Origin of the sequence: Vibrio sp. SBT000027, from assembly GCF_963894355.1 — a bacterium.
Taxonomy (GTDB): domain Bacteria; phylum Pseudomonadota; class Gammaproteobacteria; order Enterobacterales; family Vibrionaceae; genus Vibrio; species Vibrio splendidus.
This window is the reverse complement of record NZ_CAWQGD010000001.1, coordinates 130,266-154,135: the sequence shown is the minus strand read 5'-3', so window position 1 is coordinate 154,135 and position 23,870 is coordinate 130,266. Positions and strand designations below refer to the sequence as shown.

The following is a 23,870-nucleotide window of genomic DNA, read 5'->3' as shown; positions in this document are numbered from 1 at the left end:
GTCAAAATATGCAAGTGAATTTTTGAGTGTGAAAAGGTATCGAATCGGTCACGTTTCTAAAGAGGCAAGCCTGCAGGACTCATGCAGGCTTGGTGTTTATTTAATGTTTTACCACTACAACGCTGGGTAATCGATATAGCCTTTTTCGTTGCCGCCAAACAGAGTGGCGCCGTCGAGATCGGATAGTTCGCTGCCGTTTTGTAGGCGTGAAACGAGATCTGGGTTAGCAACGAATGGGCGACCGAATGCGACAAGGTCGGCGTAGCCTTTGCTTAACACTTCTTCGGCGCGTTCTGGTGTGTAACTGCCAGCGACGATGATGGTGTTAGAGAATAGCTCTCTTAGCTCTAAACGGAAGCTTTCAGGTATCACAGGTGCGTCATCCCAATCTGCTTCTGATAGATGCAGGTAAGCGATGTCGCGTGCTTGTAGCGCCTTTGAAGCTTCTAAAATCGTTGGCACGATGTCTGGGCAGTTCATGTCTTTGAAGGTGATGAACGGAGCTAAACGAACACCCACCTTATCGGCACCAATCGCATCAATCACTGCATCCACCACTTCGATTAGAAAACGAAGTCGGTTCTCGCGGCTGCCTCCATAGTTGTCGGTGCGCTTATTTGAATTGGTTCTTAGGAACTGATCGATGAGGTAGCCATTACCACCGTGGATTTCCACTCCGTTGAACCCTGCCTCGACAGCTTTTTTCGCTGAGTTAGCAAAATCTTGAACAACACGATCGATATCGGCTTGGGTCATCTCTCTTGGTTGGATGCAATCCACCATGTTGCCGTTACCATTTTCATCAGAGATCCAAACCTGCGTTTCTATGGGTGCCAGTGCAGAAGGTGCAATCGGCAACTCGCCTTTTTGAAAGGTAGGGTGTGATACTCGGCCTACGTGCCATAGTTGGCAGAATATCGCAGCGCCTTGCTCTTTTGCTGCTGTGGTGACTGATTTCCAACCTTCGATTTGCGCATCGGTATAAACGCCGGGTGTGAATGAGTAACCTTGAGAGTCATCTGAAATTTGTGTGGCTTCAGTGATGATTAGCCCTGCACTTGCTCGTTGTTGGTAATAAGTCGCCATCATGTCGTTTGGCACGTTTCCAGGTTGGCTAGTGCGAGCGCGTGTCATGGGTGCCATAACGACACGGTTTTGCAGCTCTAGGCCTTTCAGTTCTGATGTTTCGAATAACTTGTTCATGATCTCTACCTTTATGAATTTTTAGTGCTGTGCCAATTCCAGTTTGATAATGAATTGGCACTTTGAAGTTACGGAGTTCTTAAATTATTTAGCTTCTGTGGGTGCAAATATTGAGTTGCTTTGTGGTTTCTCTTTTCGGTTAGCTTTAGCGATTAAGAACAAGCCGACGATAGGAACCACAACGGCTGCGAACGGAATCATTCCTGCGCCTAGTTGGCTGTCGAGTACCATGCCGCCAAGGAATCCACCAAAGGCATTGGCTAAGTTAAACGCTGATATATTCGCAGTTGCTGCTAGCTCTTGCCCTTCGCCACCGTGGTTCATTACTCGAAGTTGCATGGCAGGGACGTTTGCAAATGATGCAATACCAAAGACAAATGCGGCTGCAACGAAGAGGATTTTGTTGTCTACCACAAGGCCAACTACCACCAATGACACGATCATTGCGATAGCCCAAAACATTGAAGCTTTGCCTAGGTTTTTATCTGAAGAGCGTCCGCCCAAGGTGTTACCGATGATTAAGCCAACACCCACAATCACTAAGATCCAAGTCACTGATTCTTGACTGTAACCTGTGATGTGCATGGCGATTGGCGCAAGGTAGCCGTAAAGCGTCATGAAGCCAGACCAAGCAAAAGCGGTGATTGCTAAGCTGATCAGTAACATTGGATTTTTGAATGCTAGAAGCTGAGTTTTGATGTCTTTCGCTTCACTGTGACCGGTCGATTTAATCGAAGTCAGAATGGCAAGCATCGCGATAGTGCCAAGTGCTGCCACGGTAAAGAAAGTAGTGTGCCAGCCGAATTGCAAGCTGACCCATGTACCAGCTGGAACGCCAAGAACGTTAGCGAGTGTTAAGCCTGCGAACATTTGGCCAACGGCACGACCTGCCATTTTTTCAGACACTAAGTTGGTTGCAACAACCGCACCGATACCATAAAAAGGGCCTTGCACTAAGCCTGCGATAACACGGCTGGCAAGTAGAAGTGGGTAGCTAGGAGCAAGGGCTGATAAGACATTACCGATGATGAACAGTGCCATTAAGCCAATCAGCACCATCTTCTTGTTAAAACGTGCAAGGTAGATGGTTAAGATCGGGCCGCCGATAACGATAGCCAACGCGTAAGCACTGATAAGGTAGCCAGCTTGGCCTTCTGTGATTGAAAGTGATGTGGCGATCTGTGGAAGAATGCCTGCGATAACAAACTCAGCCGTGCCGATTGCAAATGCAGCGAGTGTCAGTATCCAAACTTGGAATGGAATCTTTTCTTTATGGGTAGTTTCTTTATGGATAGTTTCTTGGTTGACGGTTTCTTGTTTCATGATGATCTACCTATGTAAATTCTTGTTTGTTAGGACGTGAGATACACGCCCTAACGATTGTTCTTTATGTCTTTGCTTCTTTGCGGAGTGTTAGCCGAGTAGAGCGCCGCCATCGATATCGATGATTGACCCAGTGACGTATGGGTTATTAATTGCGAACAGGTAACCCATGGCTATCTCTGAAGGCTCGCCAACCTTACCTGCGGGTAGGTTGTTTTTGGCGTTGTCGTACATGTTTGCACGAGCGGAATCGTCCATGTTTTTGTAGGCTTCCGTCATGGTTAAACCCGGGCTAACGGCATTGACTCGAATGGGTGATAGCTCTTTCGCCAGTATTTTGGTTACGCTTTCTAGTGCGGCGTTGATGGCGGTTTTTACGTAAGTACCAGCAACAACTTTGCGTGACAACATACCAGTTGTGAAGGTGATAGAGCCGTTTGGCGTCATGTAGCGTGCGGCATGTTTGGCTACGTTTAAGCTGCCCCAAAACTTAGTGTCAAAAGCTGTCTTAGCGTTTGCGGTTGCTACGTCTGTTACTTTTCCTGCGGGAGCGGATGAGCCAGCCGTTACGATTAAGTGGTCAAACACGCCAATCGATTCGAAGTATTCACAAATCGACTTTTCATCGGTGATATCAACGCCTGTGTGTCGGCTGGCAATATGTACCGTGTTGTTCTCGTTTCTTAGTTGCATCGCTAGTGCTTTGCCGATACCTGATGTGCCACCAATGATGACGAAAGTGTGTTTCTCTTGTTTAGTCGATTCGTTAGTCATGCTCTGAATTCCTGCGTTGTTCTGTTGATGTTTGCCATTATATTTATTCGACTAAATTTGATAATTGGTTAAAATATAAATTCATTATTCGGTTAATCTGAATAGTGTGACTGGGTATTCAAATCGAGCATTAAGATCGAGAAGTAAGACGAAGAGGTGAAAGCGAGAATCGTATGGATAAGTTTTCAGATATGGCGATGTTCGTGAGCATTGTTAAGCATCACGGGTTAGCAGCGGCGGGGCGAGAGTTAGGGCTTTCTCCTGCGACCATGACAGCAAGGTTGCAGGCACTTGAAGAACGATATGGTGTGAAATTGCTGAACCGAAGCACAAGACATGTGTCTTTGACCGACTCTGGCGAGCTGTATCACAAGGCATGTTTGGAGATTTTAGACAACGTCAGTGAGGCCGAAAACCTGATTCAAAATGGCGTAAAAGAAGTCAAAGGCTCGCTAAAAATCGCCGCGCCAAAAGACATCGGAAAGCAGTACATTCTTCCTATTCTTTCGGAGTTTTGCCGGCAGTATCCGGATGTTATTCCTTACCTGTACTTGAACGATAACCTCTCGAACATTGCTGAATCTGGCATGGATATCGTGATTCGTTATGGTGAACTGGTCGACAGCAGTTTGATATCCAGACGCTTATCACCAAGCCGACGTGTGTTGTGCGCTTCTCCTGAATATCTTGCTAAACATGGAACACCGTTAACACCACAAGATTTGGTCGAACACGACTGTTTAGCCATGCTGCGTAGTAATGAAGAGCTCAAGACATGGCACTTCCAAGACAATGATATGAAGAAGTCGGTGACGGTTGTGCCGAAGCGATTTTCAGACGATGGCGAAGTGATTCGCTACTGGGCATTAAAAGGTGAGGGCATTGCGCTTAAATCGGTGTTGGATGTGCAAGATGACATCAATAACCAACGCCTTGTGACTCTGCTTAATGGCTACATGAAAAACTTCAATACCGCGATGTCGGTGTCGAGCGCCGACTTGAATGTGGTGTACATCAGCAAGAAATATCAGCCGAAGCGTATCCGACTGTTTTTGGATTTTCTGTTTGAGCGGTTTGGCGATTACGTCAGCTCGAGTCGTTAATTTCCGAGTTAAACAAGTAAAAGAAATACAACGATGGCAACCGCTAACGCCCTTGGGATAAAAGTATCTTTGTCTATCATGGACACCTCTTATCGTGCCTCAAATGAATGAGGCACGGGTTATTTATTGGGGTTAACGAAGGTGTAGGTAGAACGGAGAGAAGGTATCAATCACATCAACCAAACGTTGAAGTTGCTTGATATCGCCCTTGGTTGCTTTCGCTGTTGATTCTTCAACATTGATGTCTTTGACTAAGAACAAGTGAACAAGGTCTTGTTTTGACATATCGACGGTGAGATCGGCGCTCTCAGAGCTAAAACCATTGTCGACAGCCATTGTGCGGTTAGACACGTTGACAAGGTATGGGCTTCCATCCACAACAAGGTTGATGACGTGCGTCTCGTTGGTGTTCAATTGCTCGGCTATTAGGCGAGTTGGAATCAGTGACATCACATCATCGGTTGGTGCCTCAACGAACTTGCTGGCATCGCCAAAAAAGTTCATTGTATCGAGTACGCCATCTAGTTCTCCGCGAAGCTCTGCTGCACCTGTGAGTGCCCAGTGACGCCAACCCGGGGTCGATTGTTCCCAACCCCAACGCTCTAGCGCAACGGCTTTTTGTCCACGAGCATACATATCGTTGTGATCGACTCGGATAACATGCGTTAGGATCTGCATCGCTTCACCGTACTGTTGTTTTTCGATCATGCGATCCGCAGCCTTTCTAATGGCGTCTGAGCCACCCATCATATCAACGTAAAGTTGCGCCATGTCTTTGTGTGCAGGCTTCGCAAGCTCACTGGCATCACCATTGAACCAACCAACATTACCCGCATAGATATTGGCAACATTTTGATATTCTGAGCCACGCAACGGGCGAAGGTAGTCGTGATCTTTGAGTTCTTCAGGTAGACGGATACTGTCCGAAAGCTCATGCATGGTATAGCCTTTGTTGATATGGCGAACCGTTTGATCTTGCATGTAGCGCAGTGAATCCGCGTAGGCTTTCATAACATCTTCAACACGCTCTTGGCTTACTGCAGAACGGCCGTGGTGTAGGGAAAGCGTTTTTGGCTGATAGCGGCGCATACGGTCTATAGAGTCTGCCCATTCAAGGCCGTCACGGTACTCGGTACCACGAATGGTGTAGAGGTTTGGAATGGTTTCACCTTGAATGGTATCGCCACCGACCATGTCTCCCGTTTCATGTACATAGAGTGCAACACCATCTGGCGCTTCGCCTGGGGTGTGGAAAAACTCCAATGTAAGGCCATCTACCTTCATGATCATCAGATCGTCGACTAAGATATTTGGCGCGAAGAAGGATTTGTTTTGTGATTGCATCACGATGTCTGCTGGGTAGCCAACACCTTGGTTTACCCCTTTATCGTAGTCATTGTTATGAGGGATAAAGGCACCAAATGCATACGCGGTTCGAATCGACTGTTGATTAAGATAAATGCCAGACTCTTCATTCATTTTCTTCTGGAAATCAACATGAGCGATGACATTAATTTTGCCAGATTCGAAGTCTTCACGCGTTGCTAGCCCTTCGGTTCCTGCCCATTGATCTGGGTGGTGGTGAGTATAGAAAATCGTATGAACCTCACGCTCGTCTCCAGTTGCGTCACGGTAAGCCGACAGCATGGCTTCACCGGTTTCAGCCGTTGAACCAGCGTCGATAATGATCAGTCCTTTGTCACCCTGAAGGAAGGTGATCGAAGCTCCCTCAAAGCCAAATGCGTTGTACATGCGGTCTGATAGCTTAAAGATCACAGGGTTGGTCATTGCTTCTTCCATCGCTGCTAACTCTGGATGAATTTTGCCTTCTTGCAGCGCCTTTTCCATGTTTTCTTTGTTGTATTCCGGCGTGAATAGAGGTTCACCTCGCCAGATTATTTCTGGGAATGACCCCGCTAGTTTTGTCGAGGCATTTTCAAATAAAGGGAAGTAACTTTGCTGCTCAGCAGACATGGTTGGAGAGAGAAACTCAATGCCATTAGCAAACGGGTCATAGTTATTAGAAAGCACAACATCGTACTCGCTCATATCGAATGAGTGGTCATGGTCGCCGTGAGTTAAACGCTCTGATGCGTGATGAGAGTGAGCCATCACATTGCAAGACGCTAAGATTGAGAGAGCAATAATGGTTTTTTTCATAGTGTTACCCTGGTTCTGTATTTCGTATGAATCAGACTCAGAATCCATCCTGTTTCGTCGTTCTTCAAAAGTTGAAGGATACGAGGGTGTGTAATAGGCCTCGTTGATGACGATATCTTAGGCAGTTTTTAAGCGGCGAACCATTGGGTAGTAACTATAAAGCACATAGATTTTATCTATGTAATTTGGTTTATTTTGCCTTTATTTACGAATTATCATTGCTTGCATAGTTTTTGTTTATTTCTTGGAAGGTGGCGTTAGATGCTTTTTGATGTGTTCTCGAACTTGAGCATGTCGCTGATCTTGAATACTGCGTTTGTGATAAATCATTTTCATTTCGTAGTTACGCAACGCAAATGGTGGTTCGAGGACTTTTAGCCCTAGCTCTTCTGCTAAATTAAACATGGACTCACTGACAATGCACACCGCGTCAGAGTTACGAGCGTTCAGCAGTAGATTCGATTGACCGGAAACTTCTCGAACCACGTTACGCTCAAATGCTTCTTCAGTTCGGGTTTCTAGTGCGCTTACATTTTTGTCTTTTAGGCGCAGCATGATGTGCTCGGCGTTTTTGAACTGCTCAAGGGAGATGGTATCGCCAATCGTTGGGTGGTCTTTACGACACGCAAGTGCGAGCTTTTGGGAGCCGATCGATTCGACAATAAAGGAGTGATCAGTAACAGAGATGTCGTCGACAACAATATCCACCTCTCCGGTTCTTAGTTTGTCCAAAATGCTGTATTCGATGGCGGGAGTTTCAACAAAGTAGACGCCTTCATAGCCAGGGAGTGCCTGCATGATCACTTCTGGGCAGCAGATTTTTAGCTTTCTCTCTTCTTTAAATACTGAGTCGAGCCGACCTAATATTTCTCGGCATTGCTCAGCAAGATAATGCGCATCTTCTGTCGGCTGAATTGAACGACTGGTGCGATAAAACATGATCTTTCCGCTCTGCTCTTCAAAGTTTTTGATCGCGGCGGTCATTGATGGCTGAGTCATATTCATATGTTCTGCTGCCTTAGAAATACTCTTGAAGTCATAGGCTGCGAGAAAGTGTTTAATCAGATTGAGATTCATATAGGTGTGCTCTGTAGAAAGAGATTAAATAGTTTGAATACGACTCAGTGATCGTTGTGTCGATGATGGTAGAGTCAGTGGTGCCGAGATTTAGCTTAAATTATGTGTTGAAAACATGCGCTATATATTTGTTGGAAAACACATTTTTTTACCAAAATAACAAATCAGGATATGATGGGCAAAAAGTAACCAGTAACCAGAACAAGGAGTGCTCATGAAACAGGTCGGAGATACGGTTATCAAACCTTTTCATAAGGCAACCTGCCATTGCGGTGCGGTTGAATTAGAGCTCAGCTTACCTAACGGGATAGAAAAACCACGTCGTTGTGATTGTTCTATTTGCCGTCGTAGAGGGGCGATTGTGGGCTCTGTGGCGCTGGATGGTATCAAGATCCTCAAAGGTGCGGAGCATCTTAAGCTTTATCAATTCAATACCAACACCGCGAAGCATTACTTCTGCTCAAACTGCGGTATCTATACTCATCACCAACGCCGCTCAAGCCCAAATGAATACGGTTTTAACATCGGCTGTTTGGAAGGGGTGAACCCTTTTGATATTGGTGATGTGGTGACCAACGATGGCGTTAATCACCCTGCTGATCGCTAAGTCGTTACACAATATAAAAGGAATTAATTATGTCTGAATATGGAGCGGTCATTCGCTGGCAAAAAGCGGAAGATGAAGCCTTTAGCGACAACCAATACAGTCGCGGTCATACGTGGGAGTTCGATGGTGGTATCACTGTGCCAGCTTCATCTTCTCCTCATGTTGTGCCACTGCCGTTTTCGGTGGAAGCGAACGTTGACCCGGAAGAAGCCTTTATCGCGGCACTTTCTAGCTGCCATATGCTGACGTTTTTGGGCATTGCTGCAAAGCAGAAGTACGTGATCGACTCTTATGTCGATGATGCCGTCGGTGTGCTGGAAGAAGATGAATCAGGCCGCTCGTCTGTCACTAAGGTGACTCTGCGACCTGACATTGTGTTTTCGGGCATTAAGATACCAACTGCTAAACAACTCGACAAACTGCATCATTTGGCGCACAAAAACTGCTTTATCGCGAACTCGGTCAAGACTGAAATTGTGGTAGAAACTAAAGCGTAAACAACACACGTTAACATCGAAAAACCGCGAGGCTGCTTAGTGCATCACTGGCGGTTTTTTTATGTCTGTGTAATCCTACGTACGGTTTTATTGAGTGACAGTTAGAAAGTACTGAGAGATAGGTAGCGATCTCTTGAATGGTAGGAATAGATTGGTTAGCAGAGTGTTATGTTTAGCGTCCCACTGAATAGTTTTGTACATCGTGTGAGTGATAAAAGCCAAGTGATGGCGCATGCTGCAGAATGTGGATGCCAGTTGAAGCGAGTTCGTCGTTCGCGCAATTGGCTGTTGGTCGCTCAAGAGCATCAACTCGTTGAATTTAAAACGATGTTAACTCACGAAAAAGACGGTTGGATAGCAATCGCAATCGACAAAGTGCTGCCTAAACCTGTGGTGTGTTTGGCATCTCTGTTGGCCGCGACACCCTCCATGACCGTCGCTCAACTGGTGATGGAATCTGGATGTTCAATGGCCGAAGCAAGGCGTGCCATTGATGAACATGAAGGGCTGTAGGCGTATTCGAATCGTGTGAAAAGAGAATCGCGAGCAGCAAAAAGCCCGTAACGATATTACGTTTTTCAGCGCAATATCGTTACGGGCTTTATCATCTGTGCTTGTGCTGCTTAAGCTAAGCCATGTGGCTTATAAAGCGTTTACTCGATTAAGAGTTAGCTACTTTTACACGAATCGTGTTGCTGCCAAGCTTTGACAAGTTCAGCTTGTTTAGTGCCGCTTTAGCTTCTTCGTGCTCTGGCATTTCAACAAATGCAAAGCCTTTAGATTCGCCAGTTTCTTGGTCTAAAACTAGGCTGCACTCTTTTACTGAGCCGAACTCAGAAAATAGAACACGGATGTCTTGCTCTGCAGTAGAGCGCGATAGGTTACGAACTAGAAGTTTCATAATAAACCTTGAATATGAATTTACGCTGAGCATTGTCGCACACTTTCGTGCTCACCCTCACAAATAATTAGCGGAATAGCTCGGTTTACCTGTTCGCTGCTCTCATTAGCCGTTAACCGCGGTTTATCGTGATATCTGACACATATCCATGCTCGGTACTGGTTAACGCCTGCTGCAGCATTTGAGCGGCTTCTTGTGCGGTCATAAAGCTTGAGGTATCCATTGCTTTGCCGCTGGTTCCCCAAAACTCGGTTGCCATCCCACCGGGGTAAACTGCAACGATCTTCATCGGGTGACCTTTGAGCTCCAACCTGACCGATTCGATAAAGCCCTTAACGGCCCATTTGGCTGCGCAGTAAGTAGACTCTTCTGCTTTAGCGCCTTGAGCCGCGGTCGACATCACAACAGCAATGGTGACGGGTTGATCCTTGTAACGCTGAACAAGCTCGCGAATCAAAAAGATGGAAGACTCGATGTTGTTTTTCAGCATGTCGCTGATGGCGGCGGGATCTTGTTGTTCAATTTTACCGAAGTATCCACTGCCTGCGCTATGAACCACCAGCTTTGGTGTTTCAGGCAACGCATCCAATAACTCACTCACTGATTGTGGATCGCACAAGTCACAGGCTTGGCTAACAGTATTCGCTGGCAGATTTTTCGCTAATTCAGCTAAACGTTGGTAGCTGCGGCCAGTGATCATTAAGCGCTGGCGGCTGTTCGATGTGTTCGCATATTGCTTGGCTAAAGCTGCGCCTAAACCGCTGCTTGATCCGGTGATTAAAATCATGGTGACTCGGAATTGTTGAATTGAATCGAGATAGTAAGGCTTTGAATATCTGTTTGCTGAGATCTAAGACCAAGATGCAGAGATCCATGAGTAAGATCGATAAAACAGAGGTTTGAGAAAGTCGTAGGAAGATAGGAAGATAGGAAGATAGGAAGATAACAAGAAAAGCAGAAAGGAAAAAATGCCTAAAGGTAAAGCGCGTAAAGGTAAAAGCGCCGGCATAGAGCCAGCGCTTTTGAAATCAGATTACTCTTCGTCGAACTGTTTGGTCGTGAATGAGTCTTCGATTCTGTTGAGTTCTTCTTGATCTTTCACTCGCTGTTCTTCTTGGCGAATGACTTTCGCTTCATTGAAGCGTTTCTTTTCCGACTTAGTCAGAAATTTTACAGCTTTCTTGTTGGTCAGTGCGTAAGCAACTACGTCTTCGCCTTTTTCTCTGCGGTCGTTTACACGTTGTGAGAAACGTTCATTGTCGCGAGCTTTACGCTCCGCTGAGGTCAACTTGCTCATGCTTTAAAGCCTTTTCAATTATTCATGGTAGGGAATCTACGCTTAGCGAAACAATGGGGAAGTGCTCTGAATTGGTGGAACTGTGTATCACATCCGCTCAACTGAGTTTAGCCCATTTGTATGCTGGTGGCGCATCTTAGCACAAAGGCTTGAGCATGCAGGTATGCTATTCGAGGGATTAAACAGAACAACCCACAATTTTCTGTTGTGGGTTGAGATTGCATTGTGGGCTGAAATTGTTTGCGGGCTGAGATTATATGGTGGGCTGAAAGTGTCTTTCGGGGTAACGGTTACCGTTGATGAAAATGGGAACAGGAAAGAGCGGTTAAATTAAATCTTCTCGATATATAAGATCACTTCGCCTACTTTAAACCCAAATTTAGACATCTCAGTTTTGTTGAACAAGCGTTTGTCGTCCATCAAGAACATCCAGTCGTCTAATACGACTTCATAGGTGCTGCCGTCGACTTCGATTTCTAAGTCATATTTCCAATACAGAGCAGAACCTAGAGTCTCGCCATAAGCGGTACCGACTACATCATTAGCGGTGCCTGAATAGGTGTTTTCACCGGTTTTTATCAGGTTCCAAACGCGTGTTGAGCGCTCGCCATCAGCAAAAGAGAACCACTCTTTGATTTCTCCTTTATCACCGTCCCAAGTCGCGACAAGCTTAGCGTCAAAACGGCGTAGTAGGTTACCAGAACGGTCGAGTACCATGCCGTATGCCATTAGCTCGCCGTTGAAAAAGGTTTCAAGCTTGAGCTCTGGCGTAGTGTCTACGTGGTTTTCTAAACTTGCAGAGCCACAACCCGCTAGCCAAGTGAGTGAAAACAGTGCCAAAGCAAATTTTATTATTGTTGTTTTTGGATTCATTTGTTCAAACCTAATAGTTGTTTGCGTAGACCTGGCTCAGATGTGTTCTCAGATAACCAAATCGCGAGAAAGGCTTCACCAAATTGCTTGTCTTGGATGGTGCCGATGGGTTGCTCATCGAAATAGAAGCGACTTACGTTGTCTTCAGCAACTCGGATAGTCAGCGTGCTGCCTTCCTCAACGTTGGGCCACATTGCGTATAAAGGCTTCAACCAACGTTGGATATTGTTACTGGAGTAACCAAGTTTGCTCCACTGGTCTTTGGTTGCGTCTACAAGGTCCTTGCTGTCAATTGCTCGGTAGTACTCAAGTTTCAAAGCACGCTCAGAGTTAGATGGTGTGGTGTAGAACTCTGCAGAATACAAAGTCCAAAATAAGTAACTCATCTCACCTTGGCCACGCTTGTTTAAATCATCGACAGCAGAAGCGTTGGCATTCCCGGTAAAAAGGAGTGCTGCGCAAATGAGGGTTAGGGTGACTAAGCTAAATAGTCGGTTTCTTGATTGCTCGCTTGTTTGAGTGCGAACGCGACTAACATCGCTCTCAGATTTGAACGCTTGCGTAGGGTTGCGTGGAAAAGCCATAAGTCACCTCGTTGTTGCCATTTTGGGTTGTACTAAGTTGGAGTAAGCGGCCACCAGTAAGGGCAACAAAATCCCCCAACTTATTGCAAGGGCAGCTAACACCGATGCGTCTGGCCAAGTAGTCAGAAGGGCGCCTGCTTTGATGCCTCCCCAATAACTACTAGTACCTGCTACGAACCCTATGACAAACAAGATCACTTTCGAGCATTTTAAAAGCCAATTTAGGCTGTGGTTAAAACTGATTAAGAACATGATCCACAGGCAGACTAGCCACACTGGGAACCAAGATTGATTTGCAATTTCAGAGTCGACGGCAAACACGCCGAAGTGAAGTAAGAGGCTATCAAGCAATAGCCCCAGTGGTAATAAAATGAGTATTTTCAGATCGCTACTGCGAGTAGGAGAGAGAAGGAAGTGAGCGGCCACAATCAGTGGTGCCACGAACGGGGCTTGCGCGGTAAAGAATGCGCTGCAAACCCAGGTCGCTTGAAACAGAACGAGATTAATAATCCAAAACCGTTTCATCTTTTACTCCAAAGTAACGAGGTTTTCGAGCAACTAAGTGATGAGTACTGATCACGCGCTCTTTGAATGCACCTTCACAGTAGCAGAAGTAGAAGATCCACAAGCGCTTAAACTCTTCTGAATAGCCGAGAGACTCTAACTCTTCCCAACTGTTTTCAAAGGCAACATTCCAATCATTAAGCGTTCGAGCGTAGTGCAGGCCAATGTCATCGATTTCTTGTACAACAAGGTCTGTACTGGTCGCGAGGTGTTGGGTCATCACTGAGACCGAAGGTAGGCAACCGCCTGGGAAAATGTACTTCTGAATAAAGTCGACGCCTTTGCGGTATTTGTCATAACGACTGTCGGCGATGGTGATTGCTTGAATCAGCATTTTGCCTGATGGTTTCAACAGTGAAGAACATTTCTCAAAGAAGGTCTGTAGATATTCATGGCCGACCGCCTCAATCATCTCGATAGAGACCAACTTGTCATACTCACCAGTGAGGTTACGATAATCCTCTTTAAGCAAGGTGATTTTGTCGGTTAAGCCAAGCGCTTTTACTCTCTGTTCTGCAAGCGCGTGTTGGGCATCTGAGATTGTGGTAGTGGTGACATGGCATCCGTAGTGTTGCGCCATGAATATAGCTAAGCCACCCCAGCCTGTGCCTATCTCGACCACGTTATCGTTCTCTGACAACTCTAATCGCTCACAGATGGTTTTCATTTTGTTTTGCTGAGCTTTGGATAGTGTTTTTGCTTCTTCGCTGTAGATAGCGGAAGAGTATTGCATCGAGCTATCTAGGAAGCGCTCGTACAGTTCGTTGCCAATATCGTAGTGAGCAAGAATATTTCGCTTAGATCCCTGTTCTGTGTTGGCATTCTTACGACGCAGCAATAGGTTTTTGATGCGAGAAATCCATTGTGTTTTATCGTCAAGCTCGTCGAGTTGAGATTGATTTCGAGCCATTATTTGAATCACTTTGGTGAGATCTGGGCTTGTCCATTTGCCGTCAATGTAGGCCTCAGATGCGCCAATACTGCCGTCAATCACGACATCTCTAAAAAAGGTTGCATCGTGAATCACGATTCGACCTTTCAAGTCGGCTTCTCGATCGCCGAACACCGAATGCTGGTCGCGCTCAATAATCTCAAGCGTCGCGAATTGCAGGCTTTCTAGAACCTTAAAGATTAAAGCTCGATATTTACAGTTGCTTGAAACAGCAACGGCTTTAGCTTGTTGTTCAATGTTGTTGTTTTGTTTGGCAAGCTGTTCCATGTAAACCTCGCTGATAACTCATTCTAATATTTTGTGCCAACTAAGCTGGGTTGTGCCCCTTGGTTGGAGCGAACCCAAGCTTAGGTCGAGTTCTATTATTTAGTTGCTGTGAAGACACTTAAGATGTTGAGTCTGGATGCCCCACAAACGGTACTTTCTTCAGGAATAATTTGAGAGCCTGATAATAAATGCCCATCACGACTTTTATCGTCATCGCCGGAATCTTGAATACCGTTCGTCTAATGTTTGTCTTGGTTACTGACTGTTTCGTCAAGGCCAGTGTCGCATCGAAAAGCTTGTCGTCTCGGCGGCTTTCGATGTGGACCAAGGTGCGTTTCGCTGGTGGCTTAATCTTCCAAAAATAAGTCATGTTCAAATCCATGAACGGCGAAACGTGAAACTCTTTCTTAACCTTTAATTCTTGGTGCATGTCGATCAGGTAGTAATGTCGTTGGCGCCAAGGCGTGTTACTCACTTCTGCCAACATGTACTTACAATCTCCTGTTTCGTCGTAACAGAAGAAACAGTTGATTGGACTGAAGTAGATACCTAAACAGCGGCACTGAGCCAGCATCGTCACACGGTTTGAATCAGACCAAACCCCACCAAGTTTTTGCACTTTGGAAGCTATACGTTGTTTAAGTGATTTTGGTTCATCCGTGGTGGCATTTTCTTTTTTTTCAGCGAGATAATCCGATTCGACAAAGCGAATCGGGTTGTACCATCGAGTTCCGAACAGCGCACTACGCGCTGTGGTTTGGGGCAGTTCATCAAGATCCAACCCCATCATATACAGCTGATAGCTGAACTCATGTGTGATGTCGCCAAAGCGGCGGTGTCTGACGTTGCCCCAATAGATACCGCTGAGCTCTTCACTCTTTTCGGATGCGATCTCCATTTCGGATGCCAGGGTTTGACTGTTCATAGCGCTGAACTCGTACTCAAATCTAAACCGAAGCGTTTGGTCACATCGAGTGCACTGTGGACGCCATCTTCATGGAAGCCGTTGTACCAGTACGCGCCGGCGAAGTGAGTCTGGTTTTTGCCACAGATCTGTTCGCGCTTGTGCTGAGCCTCTACTGTGTTCGAGTTAAGTACCGGGTGATGATAAATAAAGCTGCGAATGATTTTTTCTGGGTCGATGGCTTCGCTCTGATTCAAGGTGACACAGAAGGTGTCTTGGCTTTCGATGCCTTGCAGAATGTTCATGTTGTAAGTCACACAGGCAGGTCGTTTACTGTCGCCATCCAACATGTAGTTCCAACTTGCCCATGCAAGCTTTCTGTCTGGTAACAATCGGGTATCAGTGTGCAGAACCACTTCATTGCGGCTGTATGGGATCTCGCCTAGAACCTGTTGCTCTTGCTCGGTCGCATCGCCGAGTAAACGTAACGCTTGGTCTGAGTGACAAGCAAATATCACTTCGTCGAAGTCTTGTGTAGCGCCATCTTCAAATTCAATCGTGACGCCCGTTTCTTGACGAGTCACTTGTTTGATCGATGTGTTCAAAGCGACGGATTTGTTCAAACCTGAAAGGATAATTTCAACGTAAGAGCGCGACCCTTTAGGAATTACATACCATTGTGGACGGTTCGCGATGTCGAGTAGCCCGTGGTTGTAGAAGAATTGAATGAAGAATTTAAGCTCAAATTCTTCCATTTCCTCTAAGCTTGTCGACCAAATTGCTGCGCCCATCGGTAGGATGTAATGCTGGCTGAAAAAGTCGGAAAACTGGTTTTCACGTAGGAAGTTGCCCAAGGTAACATCCGGTGTGAACTCGTTACTTTCAAATTGAGCCTTACATAGTTTGTTGAACTTGAGAATGTCAGAGACTAAAGACCAAAATTGAGGTTTGAAAATATTACTTCGTTGAGCAAACAGAGAGTTGATGCTGTGACCGTTGTATTCGAATTTAGTCGTGGTGTTGTGGACGCTGAAACTCATCTCAGTCGGTTGCCTTTCGACACCGAGTTGTTCTAGAAGCTGATTGAAATTCGGGTAGGTTCGATCGTTGAATACGATGAAACCTGTATCTATCGAAAACGCCGAGCCTTGATGTTCAATATCAACGGTGGCGGTGTGGCCCCCAACATAATCGTTCTTTTCGAATACGGTCACGTCGTGGTGCTTATCTAATATGTGTGCGCAAGTGAGTCCAGAGATACCGGACCCAATAATGGCGATTTTCTTCATTGTTATACCATCCTTGAAGCGAGTTTTTGCCAAACTGGAGTTGGAAGCATTCTTAGTAGCTTCATCAACATGATGAATCGTCTTGGGAAATCGATTTCACTCTTTCCTTGAGCGATACCATTTACGATTCGCTGAGTTGCGGCCTCACTACTAATAATCATAGGCATAGAGAAAGTATTTCGCTCGGTTAATGGCGTTTCAACAAAGCCTGGGTGCACAATTGAGACATGAATATTGTGCTCGGCCAGATCAACCGACAGTGTTCTGCCTAAGTAGGTGAGGGCTGCCTTTGAAGCGCCATAAGCCTCGGCTCTTGGCAAAGGTAAAAAGCTGGCGCTGGAACTTACTAAAACCAAACGGCCGCCGGGCTTGATGTTTTTTAACCAGGCTTTAAGGGCGTAGCCAATTGAAATTAGATTGATGTTTATGACGCGCTCGAAAAGCTCAGCATCAAAATTCACTGGGTCGTTGATGTATTCACAATCACCCGCATTTAAAATCAGCAGATCGAGCGGCTTGTCTTGGTCGAGTTCTGGGAAGTTGTGGTAATCGGTCAGATCGAAACAGAGCGGCGTAATGGATGAATGCGCGATGTCTGTCTCGTGAGAATCAACCAAGGCTTGCAGTTTGTCTGGGTTACGGCCACAAGCAATCACCTGATGCCCTTGTTGAGCGTAATCGATAGCGAGTGATTGGCCGATACCTGAGGTCGCGCCTGTGATCATAATACGCATTATTGGCTCGCTCTCTTTTTGATGGATTTGATGGCGCAGCCCAGAACTGGAATGTGTTCGTACAACATAGAGCCGACATCAAGATAGTCTCTGTGATAAACCACTTGACCGTCGAGCATCTTAAGGTGGCTGTGTCCTTGTACTTCGATTGGCTTTTGACCGTTCAGCTGCTTATGAGAAAATTGCATCGTCCAATACACCGAAGCTTCGTCGTTCACTTCGAAAGTGTGTTCGATATGAAAGTAACAGCTCGTTACCTGGGTGTAGAGGTTCTCGAAGTAGTGCGTAAGCGCCGAAATACCGCTGACATGATGCAGCGGGTCTTGGAATTCAATATCAGGGTGATAAACCGTCTTAAGCACGTCGAAATTGTCGGTTCCGAGTTCTCGATACATGTTGAGAAAGTTATCAAGCCATAGAGAGTTATCCATAATATTCACTCTAATTATTTGAAGAAGGCTAAGGCTCTCAATCGTGCTTCTTTGTGCTCAACGATGGGTTGCCAGTATTCGCTGTCTATTCCGTTTTTAGCGATAAAGTCATGTGGGAAGTGCACATGCTTATCTGGGATATTTTGCAGCTCTGGTATGTACTTACGAATAAAAATTCCTTTTGGATCAAACTTTTCACTCTGGGTGATTGGATTGAAAATTCGAAAGTAAGGTTGAGCATCACAGCCAGTACTTGAAGCCCATTGCCAACCGCCATTATTCGCACTGAAATCACCATCGATAAGGTGCGACATAAAGAAACGCTCACCCCAACGCCAATCGATCAGCAGGTGCTTGGTTAGGAAGCTTGCCACCACCATTCTTAGCCTGTTGTGCATCCAGCCTGTCTCAACTAATTGACGCATTGCTGCATCAACCAATGGATATCCGGTTTTTCCTTCGCACCACGCCTTGAAGCTAGGGTTGTCGTGATACCAATCTAAGCCGTTGTATTTCTGCTGAAAGTTCGCACCTTTAACCAGTTTAGGATGATGGAACATCAAATGCTTATAAAAATCTCGCCAAATCAATTCATTAAGCCAAGAAAAGGCTGGCAGTTGTGTGTCAAACAACAAATCGGGTTGTTGCTGAATCAACTGAATCGCTAACCAACGTGGGCTTACAGCGCCAATCGCCAAATAGGGGGATAGTCCAGACGTGCCTTTTATCGAGGGAATGTCTCTAAGGCGAGAATAGTCATTAACTTTATTGCTTAAGAAATTGGGAATCACGCTCTCAAGCACGTCTTGGCTTAGTGGCCAACGGCTTGAATCAACACGCGGAAAGTCAAAATCGTAGTCAGCGGAGATTCTTAAGGCTTTTGAGTCGTCAGAAAGTTGTGATTGTGGACGCTGAGTTTGTTGAAGCGGTGTTTGTTGAAGCTTAGCGGGCGCGACAGGTGCTGGGCTGCAAATGATACCTTTCACCTGAACTTCTTTTAACCATGCGTTTTTGAAAGGTGTGAACACCTTGAACATCTCACCTTGTTTATTCAGCACGCTACCTAATGGCAGAATCGTATCGCAGTCGGTTATTTTCAGCTTTATACCACTAGCGATTAAGCGTTTGTCACGTAACTGCTCGTCTACTTCAGGCTCAGAATTAGCGTAAACACACGTCGCATCAAGCTGTTTGTAAAGATGAGTGAGTTGTACTGCTTGGTCGTCAAAATCGCGGGCTTTGAGGTGCAAAAGATCGATCCCAAATTCAGCGAGTTGGGATTCAAGTTGCTGCAGGTGACGATAGATTAAGTCGGCTTTGATTGGCGCAAGGTGGTGTTGCTGCCATTGCTGTGGCGTTGAAATGAAAACGGCGGTCGTCACACCGTTTTCAACTGCCGCGACGAGCGCTGGGTTATCGTGAATCCTCAGGTCTCGTCTTATCCATAGAATGTCGCTCAATATCCGTATCTCAGCTTAAGTTCTTGTGGGTGCGGGTTTAGGTAAACTTGTGATTCAAGGTACTCGTTTGGGTATTCCATCAAGTAGTGGTTAATCAGTGTTAGTGGAACTAACAGAGGAACTAGCCCTTCTCTGAATGATGAAATCTGATTGGTAAGCTCTTGCTTGTGCGCGCTACTCAATTGTTTCTTAAAGTAACCTTGCAAATGATGCAGAGTATTGGCGTGGCTACCACGGTTCGCGTGGTGAGATAATGCCGTCATCAAGCCTTCAATATATTGTTTTGCCAACTCATCGATTTCAAGCTCGTTGCTTGCTAATAATTTCCCAAGTTTCTTATAGCCTTCAATGTGGTGACACATTACCAGGTACTTGTGAGCGCTGTGGAATTGAATCAGCTTGTGTTTAGTTACGCCTTCGTCAACAAGGTTGAGCCACTTTTGATAAGTGAAGACACGTGTCATGAAGTTTTCGCGTAAAATAGGGTCATTGAGGCGACCATTTTCTTCAACAGGAAGTAATGGGTTGCCTTCCATCACTTGTTTGGTGAACAAGCCAACGCCTGTCGATTCAGAGCCACGCCCATGGTGGTGGTAAATTTTTACTCGCTCCATGCCACAGGTTGGGCTTTTCTGACACACAATAAAGCCAGCGATGTGTTGGTTGTTCATTGAATAATTTTGACCGAACTCGATCAGTTCATCGGTGACATCGCCAGAACCATCTGGGCGAGAAACATGGATGATGTCGTCTAACATTCTTGTCTGACGGATGGTTGGTCGAGGCGTTGGAAGACCAATGCCCATCTCTGGGCAAACAGGTTCCAACTCTACGTAATCTGCAAGATCGTCGGTGCAGAAGCGCGAACGTTTATGACCAGTATCGAACCGAACTTTATGACCGGCGACACATGCACTAATGCCTATTTTTATTTTTTTATCCATTGGTCAATTCCTTACGCTCATTGCTCGTTGTTATTCTTATATTGTGTGTTTTGTTGCTTATTAAACATTACTTTAGTTCGGTTTTTACTTTGCTTACTAGCCAACTCTATGAGTCTTGTGACGTACCCGGTAAATCTTTTCCATCTAATAAATGTATTTACCCAGTGGGTTGAATAACTGGCTCACACCTTTCGTGAAGTAAAGCGCATCACTTGAAACAGTTAAACACACACAACCTTCTTTGGTGGCTGGTTGATGGGTGTGGTCACCATCTAACCAGATGAAGTCGCCTTTGTTGTAGACGCCCATTTCGTCTTCGAAACTGCCTTCTAAAAGAAGCGTAATCTCAAAGCCTTTGTGGGTGTGGCAAGGCACTTGTCCATCTTTGTCGATGTGCAGCAAGCTGGTGTGATGAGCTTCGTCATCAAAATCGAGTCGCGCTCGCGAAATTTTGCCTAAGTTCATCCAGTCTTTTCTCGCCACTGAGTTCAACGCGCGAGGAATAGTGAACGTGGTGTCTGCAACCGTAACTTGCTGAACTTCGGGTGTCACTTCGATAGCTTGAGATGAATCAGCAGTGATTTGAGCAATCGCATCAAAATCAAACTCCCCATCATCGGATAGGAACGCATCCATTTCGCTGTCAGAAAGTTGAAGCCCTGAGGTATCACTTTCAAAGGCGGATGTATCGCTTTCAAAGACTGAGTCAGCAGCTTGCGCCGTCAGCATGCCTACTTGTTGTTGGCAGTATTCACACAGCTCTACATGGCTAGAGACAATCAAAGAAACTGAGTCTGCGAGTGTGCCATCGACAAAATCTTTCAAAATTGCGGCATTTGGGTGATGTTTAATCATGATCTTGTTCCCCCATGTGAACCTTAAGTTTGGCTAAAGCGAGTCTTAGACGTGATTTCACGGTTCCAAGTGGGACGCCAAGTTGTTGAGCGAGTTGCTCTTGTGACAACTCCTGAAAGTAAACGCCTTTGACGATCGTTTTCTGAGCCAAAGGCAACTTCTCTATTTGAGTCATTACATGGCGGCTCATCAAATGATCACCAAACGGTAATTCATCGCTTTGAGATTCCGCGACCATTGCATCTATTGGCCAAATGTCGTCAGCGATGGTTTGCTCTGCTTTAGCTTTTACCTTTCGTAGCATGTCGAAAGCAGCGTTTCGCATCACGGTGTAGACCCAAGTAGTCCCAGCGCCTTTCTCTTCGTTGTAGAGATGCGCTTTCTTCCAAACGTTAGTCATCGTGTCTTGAACTAGCTCGTTTGCAGCAGCTTCACTGCCCAACTTGCTGATTCCAAAACGCTTGATCTTAGGTGCGAAGAACTTGAACAAACAGGTGAAGGCTTGTTTGTCTCGGTCTGAACCAACCAAAATCAACCAGCTTGAGAGCTCTGTAGGTACCTTATTTTCATTAGGTAGTTTGTTGTCGGGGATAATGACATGCTCCTTGCCGTTCCCTGAACTTCTGCTTTCGACTTGCATAGTACTTAACCATCATGCGAATTTGAGTGGCACTACGTGAAAGGAGAAGGTCGGGATCACTTTAATTTAAATTAATTTCCACTATACAAAATTATAGTGAAGAAAAGTGCTTATTGCCCCGTAATGATTTGATTCAAAAAAGGAACTAAAGAAGGAAAGCTAGCGGGTTCGGTAAATTCTGTTTTCTTTTCCAATGGGATAGGCATCATTTCGAGTAATCGCGCACAGATCCATCGTGGGCTTTCGAAGTCTGGAGTGGGGTAGAGCGTTCTGATTGAATCGTGGTCTCGAAACAGCTGTACTAAGAATGCAGTAAATACGTTCGGTACTTTGCATTCTAGATCTGGCCAATGAGCTAATAACCTGAATTGGCTTTTTATCAGGTCATCGTCGTCTCGAAATGATCCGTGAAGCTGCACCAGTTGTTGACCTTCGACATCGATTTCCAAAATTTGGTCGTCAGACATGTTGAAATCAACGATGGACACTTTGGTTCCCCAAGAACTGAGATGTTCAGAGTTGGTGCTGTCTTGGGTGGCAATAATGAACCCATCTCCTTGGGCCGCATGTGCAACCATAGCAAGATATTTTGGTTCAAAGATGCGTAGCCTCTGACGACCTCCGGGCAGAAGAAATATCGGAAGGGGAAATACGGCGAGCTCGAGAGAAGACTCTACGAGTGTCTCTGGTTCGGCGTCTGTCCGTGTGGTCTGGCTCGATGAATTCGGCACATAGCACTCCTTAGTTCAAATGTAATTTGAGAAGATATACGCGGAGTCGGTGGTGTTCGATCAATTGATTGTGGCTGTTGTTATTGGGTGATGAGCTACAGACACGAGCCAAAGCAGATGATTTTTTGTTGCACATGCTCATAAATTCATTGTTTTTACCTTCTTTCATACGCGTCATTAGGTAATATATGTACGAATAGTAAGCGGATGGGTAGTCGCCAGACGATGCTTCTATCTAACCTTCTTCTTTACCTGACATCGCATCAAAGGAATGGTCATGATTGTTATATATGGTATCAAAGAGTGCTTGAATCCAATTAAGTTGCAGCTCTCTAATGTGCTGCAACAGTGCTTAAACAGTGAAATGGGTTTACCCGATGACAAGCGAGCGCATCGATTTGTACCATTGGAGCGGGATGATTTCTTTTATCCTGAAGGAAGAACAGAAGCCTATACCGTTATAGAGATCAATATGATGGAAGGTCGAGCGGTCAACACCAAGAAGCGCTTAATTAAGAAGATATTTTCTGAGATAGAGAAGCAGTTAGCTATCTCTCCTATTGATATCGAAATAACCATCAAGGAACAACCTGCACACTGTTGGGGATTTCGAGGCATGACCGGTGATGAAGCGCAAGACCTGAAGTATAAAGTGAAGGTCTAAGGACTAAGTTCTAAGGTCTAAGGTCTCAGGACTAAGATATGTTCCACTTCAAACATTGGATTTATAGATTACTGAGAGCGGCTTTAGAAAAACACTAAGCCGCTTGTTATTGAAGAAGACCAATCGAGAAAGTTAAACCATTAGCTCTCGTCGTTCTCTTTTAGGTAACGGTGCCAGTTGGCATTGATGACATCAAAGTGCTCCACACAGAACTCTTTCCTATCTTTCAAATAGTCGTTCTCCACTTCATTGAGCAAGTTCTTGTAGGCATCAGGATCGCTGCCATACACCAAGCATAACGTGGAGAAGTAACGCTGTAGATCAAAACTGTGCTCATCAATGTATTCACCCAAGTCGTAATACTCAGGGCGGTCTTCTGATTCGAAAGCGAACATGTCAGCGGCGCTGATTGCGGCATCACCTCCATGTTCTACATAGTTAAGTAAAAGCACGGTCGCGAGGTTATCAACGGCATCTTCCTCTTTGCCCAGTATGGCAATATTCTGGTCTTCGATATAAGCGTGCCCAGCTTCGTGCAGTAGAGTATGAAGTAAGGTATCGATAGCACCAGTTTGCGCGGTCTTTCCATACTCTTTTTCGTATTGATTCTTTTCAAAGTAATTAAGCGACTCAGAGTAGAAGCTATACGGGATAAGCACTTGATGCGTTTGTGGATCGTAGAGTGGACCTTCTTCCCCGCCGTATTGAATGGTTAATGGCTTTTCAAACATGAAGAGTTGGTTTGACAGGTCAATCACAGTGTCATTGACGCCACTGTTTTGAATTTCACGTTTGAGCTGCTCTTCTTCAGTATTTTGTGGTGAAGAGAACTCAACGATCAGGTTATTTTGGGTTGTTTGTTCACTAGATGCATAAGTTGCGGCAAACGCTGAGCTAAGGGCTAGGCTGTAGGTCAGTGTTCGTTTCAATAATGTCATCGGCTATCCTTGTGATTATGCTGCGATTCAGGCTCGGTGTTAAGGTGATCCCCCTAAGTCATGTAACTCAAGTTACGCGATCCAAGTTATGTACCTTA

The 23,870-nt window shown here is 45.5% G+C and carries 27 protein-coding genes; 5 read left to right on the top strand and 22 right to left on the bottom strand.

Features of this window, described 5'->3' with window-relative positions:
- Positions 1–114: 114 nt before the first annotated feature.
- The 3 genes from AACU28_RS00700 to AACU28_RS00690 all read right to left on the bottom strand — a co-directional run bounded on the left by AACU28_RS00700 (position 115) and on the right by AACU28_RS00690 (position 3,300).
- Complete coding sequence (locus tag AACU28_RS00700; protein ID WP_121602105.1) at positions 115–1,203, bottom strand: alkene reductase; 1,089 nt, start codon at positions 1,201–1,203, stop codon at positions 115–117.
- 84 nt (positions 1,204–1,287) lie between these two features.
- Positions 1,288–2,526 carry an MFS transporter gene (locus tag AACU28_RS00695; protein ID WP_054541985.1) on the bottom strand — a complete coding sequence of 413 codons (1,239 nt, stop codon included), beginning with the start codon at positions 2,524–2,526 and terminating at the stop codon, positions 1,288–1,290.
- A 90-nt stretch (positions 2,527–2,616) separates the two neighbouring features.
- On the bottom strand, positions 2,617–3,300 hold the full coding sequence (locus AACU28_RS00690; protein WP_102441050.1) for an SDR family oxidoreductase: 684 nt from the start codon (positions 3,298–3,300) through the stop codon (positions 2,617–2,619).
- A 173-nt stretch (positions 3,301–3,473) separates the two neighbouring features.
- On the opposite strand from AACU28_RS00690, the gene AACU28_RS00685 reads away from it, so the two are divergent.
- Positions 3,474–4,403: a LysR family transcriptional regulator gene (locus AACU28_RS00685; RefSeq protein ID WP_121602104.1), complete on the top strand. Its 930-nt coding sequence runs from the start codon at positions 3,474–3,476 to the stop codon at positions 4,401–4,403.
- Between the two features lie 132 nt (positions 4,404–4,535).
- Here the strand turns inward: AACU28_RS00685 and AACU28_RS00680 are convergent, their stop codons facing one another.
- Positions 4,536–6,563, bottom strand: coding sequence for an alkyl sulfatase dimerization domain-containing protein (locus tag AACU28_RS00680; protein ID WP_241909098.1), 2,028 nt, complete (start codon positions 6,561–6,563; stop codon positions 4,536–4,538).
- A 237-nt stretch (positions 6,564–6,800) separates the two neighbouring features.
- On the bottom strand, positions 6,801–7,640 hold the full coding sequence (locus AACU28_RS00675) for a LysR family transcriptional regulator (RefSeq protein ID WP_017091916.1): 840 nt from the start codon (positions 7,638–7,640) through the stop codon (positions 6,801–6,803).
- 214 nt (positions 7,641–7,854) lie between these two features.
- On the opposite strand from AACU28_RS00675, the gene AACU28_RS00670 reads away from it, so the two are divergent.
- The 3 genes from AACU28_RS00670 (at position 7,855) to AACU28_RS00660 (ending at position 9,257) form a co-directional block, all read left to right on the top strand.
- Positions 7,855–8,247: a GFA family protein gene (locus tag AACU28_RS00670; protein WP_017077078.1), complete on the top strand. Its 393-nt coding sequence runs from the start codon at positions 7,855–7,857 to the stop codon at positions 8,245–8,247.
- 29 nt (positions 8,248–8,276) lie between these two features.
- Complete coding sequence (locus AACU28_RS00665; RefSeq protein ID WP_121602103.1) at positions 8,277–8,744, top strand: OsmC family protein; 468 nt, start codon at positions 8,277–8,279, stop codon at positions 8,742–8,744.
- A 168-nt stretch (positions 8,745–8,912) separates the two neighbouring features.
- On the top strand, positions 8,913–9,257 hold the full coding sequence (locus tag AACU28_RS00660) for a ribosome recycling factor family protein (RefSeq protein WP_004732696.1): 345 nt from the start codon (positions 8,913–8,915) through the stop codon (positions 9,255–9,257).
- 148 nt (positions 9,258–9,405) lie between these two features.
- Here AACU28_RS00660 and AACU28_RS00655 read toward each other — a convergent pair whose 3' ends face one another.
- The 16 genes from AACU28_RS00655 to AACU28_RS00580 form a co-directional block, all read right to left on the bottom strand.
- Positions 9,406–9,645, bottom strand: coding sequence for an RNA recognition motif domain-containing protein (locus AACU28_RS00655; RefSeq protein WP_017084996.1), 240 nt, complete (start codon positions 9,643–9,645; stop codon positions 9,406–9,408).
- Positions 9,646–9,757: 112 nt separating this feature from the next.
- Positions 9,758–10,432 carry an SDR family NAD(P)-dependent oxidoreductase gene (locus tag AACU28_RS00650; RefSeq protein ID WP_121602102.1) on the bottom strand — a complete coding sequence of 225 codons (675 nt, stop codon included), beginning with the start codon at positions 10,430–10,432 and terminating at the stop codon, positions 9,758–9,760.
- A 246-nt stretch (positions 10,433–10,678) separates the two neighbouring features.
- Positions 10,679–10,942, bottom strand: a complete 264-nt coding sequence (locus AACU28_RS00645) for a hypothetical protein (RefSeq protein ID WP_004732701.1) — start codon at positions 10,940–10,942, stop codon at positions 10,679–10,681.
- 330 nt (positions 10,943–11,272) lie between these two features.
- Complete coding sequence (locus tag AACU28_RS00640; protein ID WP_017082957.1) at positions 11,273–11,815, bottom strand: DUF3833 domain-containing protein; 543 nt, start codon at positions 11,813–11,815, stop codon at positions 11,273–11,275.
- On the bottom strand, positions 11,812–12,399 hold the full coding sequence (locus tag AACU28_RS00635) for a chalcone isomerase family protein (RefSeq protein ID WP_121602101.1): 588 nt from the start codon (positions 12,397–12,399) through the stop codon (positions 11,812–11,814). Before AACU28_RS00635 ends, AACU28_RS00640 begins: the two co-directional genes overlap by 4 nt.
- 3 nt (positions 12,400–12,402) lie before the next feature.
- The gene (locus AACU28_RS00630) at positions 12,403–12,924 is read right to left on the bottom strand and encodes a DUF2878 domain-containing protein (RefSeq protein ID WP_121602100.1); all 522 of its coding nucleotides are present in this window, start codon (positions 12,922–12,924) and stop codon (positions 12,403–12,405) included.
- On the bottom strand, positions 12,902–14,182 hold the full coding sequence (locus AACU28_RS00625) for an SAM-dependent methyltransferase (RefSeq protein WP_121602099.1): 1,281 nt from the start codon (positions 14,180–14,182) through the stop codon (positions 12,902–12,904). The genes AACU28_RS00630 and AACU28_RS00625 overlap by 23 nt, the downstream gene beginning before the upstream one ends.
- Before the next feature lie 118 nt (positions 14,183–14,300).
- Complete coding sequence (locus AACU28_RS00620; RefSeq protein WP_017077069.1) at positions 14,301–15,107, bottom strand: DUF1365 domain-containing protein; 807 nt, start codon at positions 15,105–15,107, stop codon at positions 14,301–14,303.
- A complete protein-coding gene (locus AACU28_RS00615; protein ID WP_121602098.1) occupies positions 15,104–16,375 on the bottom strand; it encodes an NAD(P)/FAD-dependent oxidoreductase in 1,272 nt (423 codons plus the stop codon). Before AACU28_RS00615 ends, AACU28_RS00620 begins: the two co-directional genes overlap by 4 nt.
- 2 nt (positions 16,376–16,377) lie before the next feature.
- Positions 16,378–17,109 carry an SDR family NAD(P)-dependent oxidoreductase gene (locus AACU28_RS00610; protein WP_054546096.1) on the bottom strand — a complete coding sequence of 244 codons (732 nt, stop codon included), beginning with the start codon at positions 17,107–17,109 and terminating at the stop codon, positions 16,378–16,380.
- Entirely contained in the window at positions 17,109–17,540 is a 432-nt protein-coding gene (locus AACU28_RS00605; protein ID WP_009846086.1) for a nuclear transport factor 2 family protein, read from the bottom strand. Before AACU28_RS00605 ends, AACU28_RS00610 begins: the two co-directional genes overlap by 1 nt.
- Positions 17,541–17,554: 14 nt before the next feature.
- A complete protein-coding gene (gene phrB / locus AACU28_RS00600; RefSeq protein WP_121602097.1) occupies positions 17,555–19,000 on the bottom strand; it encodes a deoxyribodipyrimidine photo-lyase in 1,446 nt (481 codons plus the stop codon).
- Complete coding sequence (locus AACU28_RS00595) at positions 18,997–19,944, bottom strand: YbgA family protein (protein ID WP_004732716.1); 948 nt, start codon at positions 19,942–19,944, stop codon at positions 18,997–18,999. Before AACU28_RS00595 ends, phrB begins: the two co-directional genes overlap by 4 nt.
- 144 nt (positions 19,945–20,088) lie before the next feature.
- Complete coding sequence (locus tag AACU28_RS00590) at positions 20,089–20,799, bottom strand: ChrR family anti-sigma-E factor (RefSeq protein WP_121602096.1); 711 nt, start codon at positions 20,797–20,799, stop codon at positions 20,089–20,091.
- Positions 20,792–21,439: a sigma-70 family RNA polymerase sigma factor gene (locus AACU28_RS00585; protein ID WP_017077063.1), complete on the bottom strand. Its 648-nt coding sequence runs from the start codon at positions 21,437–21,439 to the stop codon at positions 20,792–20,794. Before AACU28_RS00585 ends, AACU28_RS00590 begins: the two co-directional genes overlap by 8 nt.
- A gap of 110 nt (positions 21,440–21,549) precedes the next feature.
- Entirely contained in the window at positions 21,550–22,170 is a 621-nt protein-coding gene (locus AACU28_RS00580; protein WP_121602095.1) for an LON peptidase substrate-binding domain-containing protein, read from the bottom strand.
- Positions 22,171–22,447: 277 nt separating this feature from the next.
- On the opposite strand from AACU28_RS00580, the gene AACU28_RS00575 reads away from it, so the two are divergent.
- Positions 22,448–22,834, top strand: coding sequence for a tautomerase family protein (locus AACU28_RS00575; RefSeq protein WP_004732720.1), 387 nt, complete (start codon positions 22,448–22,450; stop codon positions 22,832–22,834).
- A 140-nt stretch (positions 22,835–22,974) separates the two neighbouring features.
- On the opposite strand, the gene AACU28_RS00570 is transcribed toward AACU28_RS00575, so the two are convergent.
- Positions 22,975–23,772: a DUF4344 domain-containing metallopeptidase gene (locus tag AACU28_RS00570; RefSeq protein ID WP_121602094.1), complete on the bottom strand. Its 798-nt coding sequence runs from the start codon at positions 23,770–23,772 to the stop codon at positions 22,975–22,977.
- Positions 23,773–23,870 lie beyond the last annotated feature (98 nt).